Genomic DNA, 14,240 nt, shown 5'->3' on the forward strand with positions numbered 1-14,240 from the left:
TAGAGCATGGCGCACGGCCGCTTAAGGCAGAAAAGGACCCGTGACGGCCTATTCCAACTCCTCCAGGCGCCGTTTTAACGTCTGAATAATCGCATTATCGTAATCGAGTTGCCGCCGTTTGGCCTGTTGATAGATTTCATGCGCCCGTAGATCGGGCTCAACCACGCGCGCTATCGGGGATGCGATGCTGCGGATATCAATGTATTTTTCTAACACCAGCAACGCCGCGCCTCTCAGTGAACCTTCTTCGATGGCGGATACCGATAACGGTTCTCCCAGGCAATCGGCCACGATCTGCGCCCAGATACGCGATTGCAAAAATCCTCCGCCGGTGGCGATCAATTGGCGCTGCCCCGGCCAGGCGCTGTCCAGCCGCTGTTTTAGGCTGGCAAAGCGTAACCCGACGCTCTCAAGCGTGGCGCGGTAAATCTCCGCGGGCCCGGTGGCCGCCGTGATGCCGAGGATCGCGGCGGTGCGCCCCTCCGACCATTCCGGGCTGCGGGCGCCCAGGAAATAGGGCAGCACCGTAAGCCCGTGTGCGGCGGGCGCCATGGCCGCCGCCTGTCTGTCGAGATCCTCGTCGGCCGCGGCGGTAAGAAAACGCCGCGCCCAGGCGGCGGCATTGCCGCCTTCCGACAAGGCCATGCCTCCCGCGAAGCGTTGACCATCTATTCGGTAGCACCAAAGACCGCCGTCGGACAGCATCATTTTTTCGCCCCGCCACACCCGACGCAGAGATCCGCTGGTGCCCAACATCAGCACCAGCGCTTGCGCATCGTGGGCGCCGGCGCCGATATTGGAACAGGCGCCGTCACCCCAAGCGGGATACCACGGAATAGCGGCAAACGCGGGCCAGCGCGCCGCCCAAGGCGAACGCAGCCCCTGACACGGGGCATCGCTAATGTCCGGCAGGCGTTCCACCTTGATATGCGCCAGCGACATCGCCAGCGGCGACCAGCAACGCCGGTTGCTATCCAGCAGCCCGGTGCCGGACGCCATGGATAACGAGGTGGACAGCGTTCCAAACAGGCGCAGAAAGAGCAGATCGGATAACGACAGCCAGTGACGGGTGCGGGCGAATGCCGCCTGTTGCTCGTTTGCCAGCCAGCGCAGACGCGCCGGCCAGAAACTGGAGTGAACGGGGCAGCCCGTTAGCGCGTGCAAATGCCGGGCGACGCCTGAGTATTTCAACGCCGCCGCTTCATGGGCCGCGCGGCTATCGGCCCAGGTAATGATGGGCAAGGTCGTTTCCTGCTGCGCGTCGATCCCCGTCAGACTATGCCAGAAGGTGCTAATGCCGACCGCTTTGACGCGGCGATGGGCCGCTAAACCCGCATGAACCTCATCCAGCGCGGAAAACAGGTAAGCGAAAATCCGCTCGGCGTCTAGCGTGGCTTCTCCATTCGGTGCGGTGTCCAGCGCATAGTGCCGCCGTACGCACTCTCCCAGCGGCTCCCCCTGTGCCGTGAACAGACCTACGCGTAGCGAGGACGAGCCGATATCGATGGCAAGGACGCAAAATGGCTCAGACATGGACATGCCCTATTTTTTCACCGGCGGTTTGAATGCCGCCAGCATTACCGCACCAATGATAAATGAGGCGCACAAAAACAGCAGACCCGCGCGGGATGTGCCGGTGAAATTAACCAGCATACCGACGATTAAAGGGCCAAAGAATCCGCCCAGGTTTCCCACGGAATTGATAGCGGCAAGCCCCACGGCGGCGGAGAGCCCGGTCAGGAATGAGGTTGGAATGGTCCACCACACGCCAATATAGCCGTAGGCGGCTACGGCAATCAGACAGAGCCACAGCATAGACAACCAGGTGTTAGTGGTGATAGCGAGTAAAAACATCCCTACCGCGCCAATTAACACCACGGTAATCACATGCCATTTTCGCTCCATGGTCTTATCTGAATGCCAGCCGTTAATAAGCATAGCCAACCCGCCGACCAGCGTGGGTATCACCACCAAAAAGCCAATGACGGTATTGGAAAAATGATTTTGAAACCCTTTGATAATGGTTGGCATCCAGAACGTAATGCCGTAAATCGCCATAACGATCCAGACATAGGTTATCGCCAAGTAAAGCACGTGGCGATTTGCCAATATTTTCCACCAACGCATTTCGGGCGCGGGTGAATGGCGGTTTTCGTCTTCCAGCGCTTCGCGCACCCAGCGTTTTTCGTCCTGACTCAGCCATTTTACATCCTGAGGTCCGTCGCGCAGCACGATAAGGGTCGCGAAGCCGAGGACGATCGCGGGAAAGCCTTCCAGCAGGATCATCCAGCGCCAGCCGGCCATACCCAGAGCGCTGACATTGTCCATAATCCAGCCGCTTAGCGGTGCGCCGAGACAGGTACAAAGAATTTGCGCCAGAAAAAAGGTCGCCATGGCCCCCGCACGGTGTTTGCGGGGAAACCAGTAGGTAAGATAAAATGCGATGCCGGGGAAGAATCCCGCTTCGGCGGCGCCGAGCAAAAAGCGCAATAGATAAATGTGGCTAACGTGGGTCACAAAGGCGGTGCCCACCGCTACGATGCCCCAGGTAACCAAAATACGCGCTATCCATTTGCGCGCGCCAAATTTATGCAAGGCAATATTGCTTGGGACCTCAAAAAGAAAATACCCAATAAAAAAGATACTGGCGAGCATGCCAAATTGAGCTGGATTAATACCCAGCTCTTTATTCATCTCCAACGCGGCATAGCTGATGTTGGTCCTGTCCAAATAGGCAATGGCGTATAAAAGCAACAAATAAGGGATCAGCCGCAGCCGCATTTTTTTAATTGCCGAGGTCTCGCTGTCGGGAATATCTGTTTGAGGTGTGTTTTTTATAATATCCTGGTTCATAACTTCCTCTGATATTTATATTGTGAAGCAATGAACCTGAGCGGAAGACGCTCAGGTGTGTAGGGTGCGATGGGTAGCGTTTAAGACTATTGCAGGTTAGCGTGCCGTTTATCCAATTCCGCGTCGCTTTGCGTGCGGAGGTGCTGGAGTTTCCAGGCGATAGCATCGCCGGTGATTAATAAAGATTGTTCAAATAAAGATCCCGCGTGCTGATCGGTGGCGACCTCCTTGCGCGCCGGCAGGGAGACATAGTGGTCCACCTGTAACGCCGGCGTCGGCGACGAACTGATAAGCGCCACCGCGGCCCCTGCCTGCCGGGCTGCCGCAATGTGGGAAAGGGTTACCGGCGTTTTGGCGGAGGAAGTGACGGCAATCAGCAAATCACCCGCCGCAATGGCCGGCGTATTGCTTTCGCCGGCAACATACACCGCAAGACCGATATGCATGAGACGGATGGCGATGGCTTTCACCATCAAACCCGAGCGGCCCTGGCCGCTTAAAAACACCCGCGGCGTGCGGTTGATGGCCTCGGCAAGCTGTGATAACTGCTCATCGTTAATCGCTTGCGCCATCTTGCTAAGCTCGCGGGCGACTTGTTGCAGGCGCTGCGTTAGTGAAACTGTGCTCATGGGTTATCCTCGCGGCGTTTCACCGCATGGCCGCCGATTGTCCCCCGCAGGGCGGCGATGCTTTTCAGGGTGGGAGAGTCGTCCTGCTGTGAGCGGAAACGCGCCTGAAGAGCCGCGCTGATGGCCGGCGTGGGCACGCGTAGGCGGATGGCTTCCTCCACCGTCCAGCGCCCCATGCCGGAATCCGCCGCGTAGCCCTTTACACCGGCCAGCGACACATCGGGCGCCAGGGCTTCAATCAGTTTTTCCAGTAAATGCGAACGTATGGAACAGCCGTTTTGCCAGGCGTTCAGCGTGGCCAGCAGGTCGACATCTATGTCAGACGCTAACAGTAACTCATATCCCTCGCCATAAGCCTGCATCAGCGCGTATTCGACGCCGTTATGCACCGCTTTGGCAAAATGTCCTGCGCCGCTGTCGCCCACGCGCGCCCACGCCCCTTTGGCCGCCAGTGCGTCAAACAGCGGGGCGAGCCATTCGACGATCGGGGTCGCTGCGCCGATAAGAAGCCCGCATCCTTCCCGTGCGCCTTGTGTTCCACCGCTAACGCCCGCGTCTACCAGCGTTATCCCTTTCTCCCGCAGCCTGGCCGAGCGACGAAGCGTATCGCGAAAATCCGAGTTACCGCCGTCAACGACGATATCACCGCTGGTAAGCAGCGTCGCTAATTCTGCAATAGCGTGTTCCGTTGCCTCACCCGGTGGCGTCATCAGCCAGAACGTCCGCGGCGCCGGCAGCATGGCCGCCGCCGCTCGACAATCCGCGGCGACATTGATGCCTTGCTGCGCCGCCGCGTCCCGTGCATAACTATTTTTGTCAACGGCGATCACTTCATGGCCAGCATTTTTAAGGCGTGTAGCCATGGCGGCGCCCATTTTTCCCAAGCCGATGAAACCTACTTTCATAATACATTCCTAGGTGAGGTTGATTCGTTTTTTTTAAAGTAAGACGTCACCCCAAGAAAAGTAAAGAAGTAAATAAATTACATCTCTCACCGCTTGCAGAAAATAATTATCAGGCGCCGTGGGTGGGCGAATTCTATTTTATTGCTGCGGCTTACGTCAGAAATATAGAGATTTTTTCCCGTTGATAAACCATGTGCTCGCCCTCATCGCGGGCGCCGTACCGATGAATAAAAAGGGACGGCCGTTGGCGGGTGAATTGGCATTATTTCATAAGTCAATTAAGCCGGGGGCCTAGGGTTCAATGGGTAAATAACAAAACTATTTATGCTGGGTGATTCTGGCGTGATCGGCGAGTGGTATTGGCTTGCCTACCGCGGTGGTCAGCGGCACGGTCAGGATAACGTCTACCCAAGCCTGCCGTCCCGTGAGGTGGCCCGGTCAGGCCCAATGCTAGGGGTAGGGGCTCTGAGTTAGGCCTCGTACGGCAGCATCGGGGCGTCGGGCGAATTAACGGTTGCCGATGTGATGGCGGACAGCGCTTGCGGCCGGTTTAAGGCCGGCGATGAGAGGAAAACGTGATCGCACGGTTGTGCCAAATTCATGACAACAGGCATCGGTTGCTTCAATAACCTCCGGCGCTCAAGATAAATCAAGCTAATTAAGTGGGATGACTATCACGATACGATTATTGGAACCTTGAACAGATAGGGTGCAGTAGGGATTTCTGGTCGAGCCCGCGAAGGTATTATCAATCTGCGAGTAGCGCGATCCGGTGCTGATAGAGAAAACCCTCAGTCAATTTCAGGACGTTAGCGAGCATAACGTGGGCAATCAAGCTTGCTCCGCGCACAAAATACGCCAAGTGAGAAGAAAACGGCGCAGTACCCTCACTGTGTTGCCAACCGTTTAATGCAATAGATTGATAGTACGCCGGTAATTATGACGTCTGCATTAAGCGAAGTCGACTATAACAGCTCATGAAGAGCGAACCTCATTATAAGGAGTCATGCCAATGTCTGAGCCGCTAACGGGCAGCGACCTTGCCTCCGCACTTGTAAAAGGCGCTATGCTGATAAGCGTATTTGGGCCACAGAACGGGCCCACCGTTATCGGTGCCTTCGCCGGCGCGGCGATTTTTGTGGCAATCAGCAGGGGATTTTGGTCTGTTGTGGCGATTATTTCTCGGCAGTCTGTCCTTTGCCGTAGGACTGGTCGCAGCCCCTTTCACCACCAGTTTGCTGGATTCATTTCTGCCGGCCGGTACAGCGATTGATTTACCAATAGGTGCACTTGTTGCTTCGGCTGCGGCGGTGCGTATTTTGATGGGGCTATGCAGTAAAGACGGTCTCTCACTATTTTCACGATTCCGTGGAGGGCGGCAGTAATGAGCCAGCAAGTGATGCTTCACGCGAATGCCTTTATTTGCGCGGCGGCCTGCCTGCGGCTGATGACCTATCGCCGGGGGGAGGCTGAATTTAACCGGTTTATGGCGTTTGTTGCCTGGCTGCTCACCGTCGCAATGGGGGCGGTGGTTATTCGCGTGGTGATGGGCGGCTATGTCTATATTGACTGGTCGGAATTGATGATTAACGCCGTACTTTGCAGCATGTTATACCGCGCACGGGGTAACGTTGGTCATCTTTTCAAAATAACCAAATAGGCATAAAACCTGTCGTCGGCGGTGATTAGGGGCGTGTTTGAATTACGGTATTGCCGACCAAGGCGAGTCACGGCTTTAGCTTCAAGGGATGAGTAAACTACGCGACGTGTTGTCTGTAGCAAAACAATATCGCGCCATGGGCAGGCCGTGTGCAAGCCGGCAACGTTGAGAAACTCAATATGATCAAACTTGCGTCAATAATTTTCAAAGTCGGCGGAGTGGTGCTGCTGGGGGCAACTGTCGGCGTATTTTCCCACTGGCGATATACCGCCGGCAAAGAAAGCGCCAATACCGTTTGGCAGAGCCGATGGGACAAGCGCAATATCGCCGATGTAGAGCTTATGGCGCGCTATCAGCGAGAAGCGCGTGAGGAAGAACAACGCCGAATCAAGGCCATTATTCAGGTTAATGAAGATGCCAACCTCCAACTTAATGCCGCGCGTGCTGATGCCGCTCGCGCTAAGTCTGTTATTATCAGCCTGCGGAACACGGTACGATACATGCAGCAAAAGCTCGCCGCAGATAACGCCGCCGGCGTTTCCGCCACTGTCGGAAAACGCCAGGCAGGAGGCGATTCCCACCTATTGCTGGCCGACATGTTCGCAGAATCTCTCAAAAGAAATCAGCAGCTGGCGGCCTACGCTGACCGGGCACGAATAAGAGGCCGTGCCTGCGAACGGGCTTATGATGCAATAACCCAATCAGCCGCTGGCGCAGTGAAAACTTCCTATAATATAGAGCGTTGATTACGGCTTGATGAATGGCCGCCAAACGGATGATTTATGTATTCCGCCACTTCAGCGGCGGTAGTAAGGGCTGTCGATATTACCACCCCAGGCAGCTCCGACGACTGAATCTGATGTGCTCCTCTCCTTTCTAACGGGTCATGCACCGACACGCCAGGCGGCTTAATAACCGCCATTCGCACCTGAACACGCTTCTATCAATCAAACATCTGCGATAACGATCGCACAATGTTCTGAATTTATCTCATTGTTTCTCAGGCAAAAGTGTTTTCAGGTTTATAACCTATGGGCTGCGTCAAGAAAAATGCTTAAATGGAGGCCGGAAAAAATTGAACGTCCATCCATTGTTGAAATATCTGTGCAGAATGGTATGGGCAAATAAAGTGCCAATATGATGCCGTTAAGTTACGCCATCATTTTTTTTTAGTGCCAATAGGCTTTGGCCAACGTTTTATGATTATTTTTTTCTAAAAATAAACAACCGCTAAGGATGGTTATGAATCTGACTGATAAAAACATGGCTCCGCAATGCGCTACATTGATTAATTGTAATAATTACCTTCGGATAAGCGATGTAGATAATAAAGAGCGCAAGGTTCTCGCTTCAAAAATCACTGAGGTAAACAATAAGCCGCTGCCTGCAAAACTAAACCTCACCATGAACGTGGCTTGTGGGGGACACAATAATGTGACAAGTTCGGATAAAGGCAGAGAAGTGCCTAATAAAGAAGTATATAATGTTGCAAATGTATCGAACTTTATAACAAATAAGAATAAGTATGATGCAATCAGCCAATCTGATGTTGAGATAACTGATAGCAAATCCGGGTCTGCGATTGTTTCGCCGGTAACCCCGTTGGCTACAACTCTTTTTTTAACGCGGAAATTCACTGTTTCTGAGGAAAATTTAGATATTACTAAATTGATACGCTTTATAAATGGATATGCTCAATCCGCAGGCGAAAAAAATTGGCGTCATAAATTGATTAAAAGAAAAGACAGATTAGAAAAAATAGAAGAGGATATTAAAGGATCTGAAATTCTAAAGAAATATATCATCATTGAGGGTGATACCATAAAGCCTATTCATCAGGACTGTAAAGCGTCAAGACGTGTTTTTTTCTTGATCTGTAATGAATTTCTAAAGAAGCATGCGGACGGACACACATTTGCAGGGGAATTAAATAATTTGGTCGATTTGAAATATGATTTTAAGGAATCCACAATGACCAATTATATTATTAGCGAGGATGAGGCGAAAAAGGCGGCTCAACTCTGTCGGGAATGGATTTCTGACCAATGTAATCAGGGTTATTTCACTCGGGAATTGAGGAAATTACTTAACGATAAAGCGATGAGAGGAGTATTGACAGAAATTTGTTCTGATGGTTTAGAAGTGCAGAGGAAAAAGCTTGTTAGCGTTTCCTCGCAAGATAAAAAACTCATTGACTACTCCGAAGCAGAAAATCAGATAAATGTTAGCTTGAACAATATGCTTGATCATGACCGTCTAGATAGAGCTAAGAAAGAATATGTCTATAACATGATGGACGCAATCAATGATAGCATGATTGATATTACTAAAGAAAGTACTCCAAAGAAAACGGGTGTCAAACAGAGAGATGCTCGATCAATTTGGCAAGGTTGTGACGAAAAGACAATAAATGACAAATTAACGACCATGTACGGCGAATTAAATAAAGAATTGGTGCTGTCCGTCCTGGGTTATGTATTTACGTCTGATGATGAGTTGATAAAAAATATTTGTAAACAATTGAATGCGACAGAGGTATATGATAAAAAGCCTTTGCAAGCTAAAACGGGGAAGGGCTTGCGAGAATACGCTAATGAGATTACCGGCTTTAGTAAGCTGGTTGATAAAGTCATTGTCAAAATTAATACAAGAAAGGACAAACTTATTGGATTTAATCACGAAGTGTCTCTCCAGACCGACATAATATCTAAAGAATTAGATGAAAAAATCAATACCTATACTTTAGAAAAAATTAATTTAGTTTTTAACGCGGCGGTAAATGCGCTTAAGACAAACCAAATAAAGCACAAAACGAGAGAAATACGAGGTGAGATTGATAAGAAAAATCAAGAAACGTTAGATGATTCGCAAAAAGGGAAAGAATTACTTACATTGATCAATGGCTACGCAAGTGAGTTGTTGCAGTTAAAGTCGTCAGCAAAGCATTTGCAGGGTATAGAAAAAAAGTACCCTCTGATTTCAGACGATCTGCAGCCACTCACTAAAACACTAATGTCAAAAGAAATAAACGATGAGGTGAGCGAGCTAATCGACAAAGCCTATCAATCTGTGCCAAAACCCAACTCCAAGTGGCATTATATGAAATTGTTTTATAGTAAAAATCGAAAAGAGCTGATGGTAAAAGTGGGCGCCTCACACGCGGTTGGCGCGGCTATGCAACTGATTGGTAAGCTCTTTAGTTCCACCCCGGTCAAATCTGTCGGTTACGTCGCTCATGGGGTAGGGGTGTTTCAAATGATAAAAAGTATTTACGATGCATGGTGTTTTGCCAGAAAAGAACGACATGATCTCAAAGAGATTCACAAGGAGTTTGCAAGCCTGAAGCAACAGTGGCAGAAAATTATATCATAATTGGAATATTGATTTTTGCGCTATTTAATAGAACGGTAGTTGGTGTGCCTTCTGGCTATAAGCACCGCTAGGCGTGCTTACTAAGATAACACCTTACTCCAACAGGTGTGGACAGGGGCGTTAGCGGTCGTCGTAAATAAAAGTTTTGCCCCGGAGCAAAAAAAATACATCGCTAGATGAAGGGCTTATTTCCTTCTTTGCAGGGATCGAACCAGTAGCTTTACAGGGATCGGGCCAGCAGCTGCCTACCCTCACGGATGAAATCAGCCGCTATAGCGTCACCGAGTTACGCCACCCGGTTACCATCGAGAAATCGATTAAAATTGCCCACGCCATGCAAAACGGGAGCCCGATAGCCCGCGCCGGTTGATATCGCCCCTCAGTGCATGCGTATAACAAGATCACAGGGCGGCGGCGGCGACATCAAGCGACGGGCGGTCGGTTAGCTCTTTCCACGGCGTCACGGGATACACTCTGCGGTAACGCCGGTGTCTGCAACGCAAACAGACGAAACGGAGTGCGGCACAAGGTGAGCAAACCCTGATAAAACTGCGACGGCGACAGTCGGACGTCAGGATAGGCGGTGAAGAATTTTTCCGCCAGCGTCTGGGGAAGGAGGCCGGGCTCGCTCCAGGCCAACAGCCGGCTAAGTTGGTGATGATTGAACACCGTCGATAACCCTTTGTCCGCTAGGCGTAACCGTTTCCTGGGCTCTTCGGTGATGCAATCCTCAGCCTGTCCGTAATGCACTACCGCCGGGCGCCGTTCACCGGCATCAAACCACAGATGGTCATGACGCAGCGTGACTTTCGGCCGAACGCTTCGCGGGCCGATGCCGCCGCCCTGGTTGATGTCATAGCGGATCGTACCAGAGAGGCTGCGCAGCCGATGCCGTCGATAGTACTCGGTGGCATTGTCGGCGTCCTTGCCCGGCTGGCAGCCGGATTTACAGGCGTAAAGCTCCAGCAGCGGCTCGCTCAGTAAGCTGCCAAGATGAGCGCGTGCGGCGCTGCCCAGGCGTTGGACCTGCTGACACAGTGTGGGATCATCCAGCAGGGTGCCGGGATCAAACCCGTCCGGCTGTTTCCAGCGCCATAAACGCAGGCCGGCGCGGTCGAGGGCCGCCAGTAGGCCCGGAACGTCATAATAATGCTCGCGAGGATTGCTGATAAAATCCGCCAGCTCGCGGGCAAACCCCGGACGCTGCCGGACATATTTCAGCACTCGCGCCAACTCGGGGGGCGCTTTGGCGCGCGTATTGAGCGCGCGCAGAAGCCTTAGCGCCAGCGCGAACCGGCCTTCGCTGTCCAGGGATTGCGCGGGATCCAAAATCGACAGTATCGCGCGCATTTTGATGGAGTAATGGCGGTTATAACGATCATACACCATCAGTTCCAGCAGTCCGTTCGCCGCCAGCGCGCGCTCCAGCACGCGTAAGCCTTCGTCGGGGCGGGGGAGATGATGCACTACTCCCACGCAACTGATGAAATCGAAGCATTGGCGGTATGGCGCCCGCAGTAAATCTTCCTGGCGGAAAGTGATGTTAGCTACAGCCAAACCGGCGGCCAGACGCTGTTGAAACGCCAGGCTGGCGGCGCTGATATCGCTTGCGACGATGTTGCAATCGCGAAACTGTAGGGCGATCATTACCGCCCAGCGGGTGCCGCAGCCTGGAACCCAAATCCGGCTGCCGGGCTTCAGCGCGGCACGGGGCCCCAACCCGAGATCGAGATTGAAACTTTCACGCAGATCACGCCGAGGATCCTCTTGCTCTATCTTATACACCGGCGGAAACGGGAATGTCTCATACTGCCCGGCGATCTGTTCGCAGCTCGCTTGCCCGCCGGAGAGCTGCGGTATACCGTGAGCCGGTTTTTTCATCGTCATTGCTGCTCCTTACTGGGTGAAGGAGGCGCTTGCGTCCGCCGCCAAAAGCGCCAATCGCCCGCGCCGTTATTGATATACCGGGCGGTCCGGGTGATCGGCGTCGAGGAAATGCGCCAGCAGCGGCGGGCAGTAACGCTCCAAATCCAGTGAATAGGGCTGGCGCGGCTCCTCAGGGTAAATTTCATGATAAATCTGCTTGCATAGCGCGCGCACGGCGGTGACTTTCTCGCGCCCATCGGCGTACTGGGCGGTGGCGCACTGAATGATACGGTCAATCAGCGGCGCGTATTCCCCTAGCGCCCGCGTCGGATCCGCCAGTTTATGCAAGATGCCCTGGGTATAGAGATCGGGAAACATATGGTTAAGCAGAGAGGTAACATAATCGGGACGCCGAAAACGCAGGCGCACCGCCATGCTATCCTCAATGTAGTCCGCATAATGCCAATACAGCGCCGGGACATATACCGCCTCCCCGGCCGCCAGTACCACTTCGTAACCGCCGGTAAAGCGCAAAAACTCTCGGCGTTCCTGGTCGGAGAAGTTTTGCAGTTTCCAACCGGACGTTTGGGTCAGGGGGAGCAATTTCTTGCCGGCGGCGTGGGGAAACAGGATGAAACGCTTGCGGCCGAATACCTGATACAGCAAGCCATGATGTCCCGCTTTATCAAAATGGATATTGGCCACGTTGCCCTGGTTGCCGACGAAACATTGCTGCACCAACGTGTTGCTTTCGCCGGGGCGCGGATAGCACAGCTCCGGGATAATGTAGCTCTCGCGGACCGGCTGCGGCGTGGCGAATTCAATACACATTTTCTTTTCGCCAGGCTGCTCGCGAATGTAACGGAAATAGTCGGCGAGGGTCATCGTCATCATGTCGTCCAGCGATGCGTCCTTATCTTTCAGCGTGCTTTTGCCCTGTGTGGAGGCTTCGTAGGTTTTGAGGTACTCATCCTGTACCGGTATTCTGACATCGCCCCAATGCGCGCTCACCTGTTGCGGCGTGTTGATGTTGCGTATGCGATTGCCGCGGAACAGATCCGTTATCACTACCGGGGTAACGCTGTGCATATACTGGTGTTCAAACTCGCGAGCATCGGGCAGGGGGATCCTGCGCAGTGTCGATGGCTGGTTTTCCATTTGTTTCTCCTTAACTCGTCAAGATGCCATTAACGAAAGCGGGGGCGGCGTGCATCGGACCAATCCAAATACTCCGCAAGCGGTGAGGGAATATAACGCTCAAGATCCCAGGCCAGGCGGTCGCAGCCCGGCCCGCCGTCGCGATCTTGCAACAACCGGGCGATGCGCCGACGGATATAGCGGGTTTTTTGCCTTCCGTCGCGAAAAGGCCGCCGCGTTAGCCGGGCCAGCTCGGTGAGGATGTCCTGCTCCGTCTCCGGCGCCAGCGTGGTCGACAGCAACAGCACGCCCAGCGCCTGACAATCGCTGTCCGGGAATGCGCAATTAAGCAATGCGGTAATGCTATCTTTACGGCGAAAACGCAGATTCAACGCCCAGCAATCGTCGAGGTAATCGGCGAAGTGCCAGGCGAAAGGCGGGAAGTAGATCGCCTCCCCCGGCTGAAGGATGACCTCCTCGCCGCCGGTCCAGGTCAAAAAAGCCTGGCGGTCGCGTTCGGTGAAGTTTTGCAACGCCCAGCCGCTGAATTGAGTGAAGGGCAGCAATTTCTCGCGGGCGGTGTGAGGGAACACAATAAAACGCTTGCGGCCAAAGATGGCGTATAGAAAGGCGTGCAGGCCATCTTTATCAAAATGGATGGCGGAAAAACTCCCTTTCACGCCAATGAAGTTCTGATTCAGGACCGCCGTGCTCTCGCCTTGTCGCGGGCGGCACACCTCGGGCACGGTAAAAGCGCGCTGCAGCTGATGGCAAGTAGCGAATGCCACCCTGAGCATATGGCGATTATGCGGCGATTCGATCAGGGTGAAATAATCCTTTAAAGAAACCGTTTTATCTCGCCAGGCAGGCAAGTCAGGGGTCTCGCCGGTTTTGTAATGCAGCGGCAGACGGCTGGCGAGATGCTCGCGGATATCGTTTATCCGGATTGCGTCATCATAAACGTCTTGGAGCGGCAGGGAGATAGCGCCAAAGGCATTGATAGCGTCAGCCTTGCTGCGTACGGCGCCCAGCGGCTGACCGTTGAAGAGGTCGGTGATGACAACCGGCCGCTGCCGGCACATATACTGCTGATAAAAACGTTCCGCGGTGGGAAGGGGGATCCTGTCAATGCCCATGCTGCTCTCTCCTCTGTGGCGGGTGGCGGGCGCGCCGGGACGGGGGTGGCTATTCGCCCTGACTCACTTGTAGGGTGTAAGCCGTGACATCCAGCGCGATGACGCCTGGCAGAGGGGCAATTAGCGCCCGCAGCGCCGCCAGGATGCGCGATCCGTGGCGGGGATCGGCACAATCGAGTATCACGATACGCTGCCTGTCTTCATGGTCTTCATGTTCGCCAAACAGCCGCCAGCCGAGTTGGACAGCATTAGCCGACGGCGAGAATCGCTGGCGCAGCATCGCCGCCAGATCAGGCGCATCACCTTGCTCTGTTGGTAGCACCAGCCTGGCGACCACCAGACCGTGGCTGCGATCGCTATCGCCGCCGCTGGCAAGGGGACGTACGATTTTGCGCGCCTCCAGCCGCAATTTTTCCTCCACCTGCCGGGCCAGCGCCGTGGGGGGCGTCTGGTTTTGCGCCAGGTAAGCCTGGCTTGCCAGCGCCTGCGGCGTACTAAGCCGGTAGCGGCAGAAGTAACGTGCGTTGCAGGCGCTGACATAGCGCTCAGCGCTGAGAACGCCCGGTAACGTCAGGCGCTGCGGAATATGTTCTTGACTGTGCCAGCGTTCAAACAGGCTTTTCCCGCTGGCCGCCATGCGCAGCCAAAGTAACAGAGCGCTTTCCTGCGAACTCTCCATAAT

12 protein-coding genes are annotated in these 14,240 nt (G+C 53.7%); 4 read left to right on the plus strand and 8 right to left on the minus strand.

Going from position 1 to position 14,240, the window contains the following annotated elements; all coding sequences use genetic code 11:
* Nucleotides 1-48: 48 nt before the first annotated feature.
* From SANT_RS04055 to SANT_RS04070, 4 genes are all read right to left on the minus strand, one after another.
* On the minus strand, nucleotides 49-1,533 hold the full coding sequence (locus tag SANT_RS04055) for a gluconokinase (protein WP_051440103.1): 1,485 nt from the start codon (nucleotides 1,531-1,533) through the stop codon (nucleotides 49-51).
* A 9-nt stretch (nucleotides 1,534-1,542) separates the two neighbouring features.
* Nucleotides 1,543-2,853, minus strand: coding sequence for an MFS transporter (locus tag SANT_RS04060; RefSeq protein ID WP_071881994.1), 1,311 nt, complete (start codon nucleotides 2,851-2,853; stop codon nucleotides 1,543-1,545).
* Nucleotides 2,854-2,939: 86 nt separating this feature from the next.
* Entirely contained in the window at nucleotides 2,940-3,482 is a 543-nt protein-coding gene (hxlB, locus tag SANT_RS04065; protein ID WP_025421024.1) for a 6-phospho-3-hexuloisomerase, read from the minus strand.
* Entirely contained in the window at nucleotides 3,479-4,387 is a 909-nt protein-coding gene (locus SANT_RS04070; RefSeq protein ID WP_025421025.1) for an NADP(+)-dependent, decarboxylating phosphogluconate dehydrogenase, read from the minus strand. The genes hxlB and SANT_RS04070 overlap by 4 nt, the downstream gene beginning before the upstream one ends.
* Nucleotides 4,388-5,399: 1,012 nt before the next feature.
* On the opposite strand from SANT_RS04070, the gene SANT_RS24860 reads away from it, so the two are divergent.
* The 4 genes from SANT_RS24860 to SANT_RS04090 all read left to right on the plus strand — a co-directional run bounded on the left by SANT_RS24860 (nucleotide 5,400) and on the right by SANT_RS04090 (nucleotide 9,419).
* Nucleotides 5,400-5,660, plus strand: coding sequence for a putative holin (locus SANT_RS24860; protein WP_025421026.1), 261 nt, complete (start codon nucleotides 5,400-5,402; stop codon nucleotides 5,658-5,660).
* A 111-nt stretch (nucleotides 5,661-5,771) separates the two neighbouring features.
* A complete protein-coding gene (locus tag SANT_RS04080) occupies nucleotides 5,772-6,047 on the plus strand; it encodes a phage holin family protein (RefSeq protein WP_025421027.1) in 276 nt (91 codons plus the stop codon).
* A 179-nt stretch (nucleotides 6,048-6,226) separates the two neighbouring features.
* Nucleotides 6,227-6,793, plus strand: coding sequence for a DUF2514 family protein (locus SANT_RS04085; protein WP_071882063.1), 567 nt, complete (start codon nucleotides 6,227-6,229; stop codon nucleotides 6,791-6,793).
* Nucleotides 6,794-7,289: 496 nt separating this feature from the next.
* Nucleotides 7,290-9,419 (plus strand): hypothetical protein, encoded by a 2,130-nt coding sequence (locus SANT_RS04090; RefSeq protein WP_025421030.1) that lies wholly within the window; start codon nucleotides 7,290-7,292, stop codon nucleotides 9,417-9,419.
* A 423-nt stretch (nucleotides 9,420-9,842) separates the two neighbouring features.
* On the opposite strand, the gene SANT_RS04095 is transcribed toward SANT_RS04090, so the two are convergent.
* From SANT_RS04095 to SANT_RS04110, 4 genes are all read right to left on the minus strand, one after another.
* On the minus strand, nucleotides 9,843-11,306 hold the full coding sequence (locus SANT_RS04095) for a class I SAM-dependent methyltransferase (RefSeq protein ID WP_025421031.1): 1,464 nt from the start codon (nucleotides 11,304-11,306) through the stop codon (nucleotides 9,843-9,845).
* Nucleotides 11,307-11,372: 66 nt separating this feature from the next.
* Nucleotides 11,373-12,443 carry a cupin-like domain-containing protein gene (locus SANT_RS04100; RefSeq protein ID WP_025421032.1) on the minus strand — a complete coding sequence of 357 codons (1,071 nt, stop codon included), beginning with the start codon at nucleotides 12,441-12,443 and terminating at the stop codon, nucleotides 11,373-11,375.
* 29 nt (nucleotides 12,444-12,472) lie between these two features.
* Nucleotides 12,473-13,558, minus strand: a complete 1,086-nt coding sequence (locus SANT_RS04105) for a cupin-like domain-containing protein (protein WP_025421033.1) — start codon at nucleotides 13,556-13,558, stop codon at nucleotides 12,473-12,475.
* A gap of 49 nt (nucleotides 13,559-13,607) precedes the next feature.
* A complete protein-coding gene (locus tag SANT_RS04110; protein WP_025421034.1) occupies nucleotides 13,608-14,237 on the minus strand; it encodes a hypothetical protein in 630 nt (209 codons plus the stop codon).
* Between the last annotated feature and the right edge of the window lie 3 nt (nucleotides 14,238-14,240).

It is taken from the genome of Sodalis praecaptivus (assembly GCF_000517425.1).
In the GTDB taxonomy this organism is placed as follows: domain Bacteria; phylum Pseudomonadota; class Gammaproteobacteria; order Enterobacterales; family Enterobacteriaceae; genus Sodalis_A; species Sodalis_A praecaptivus.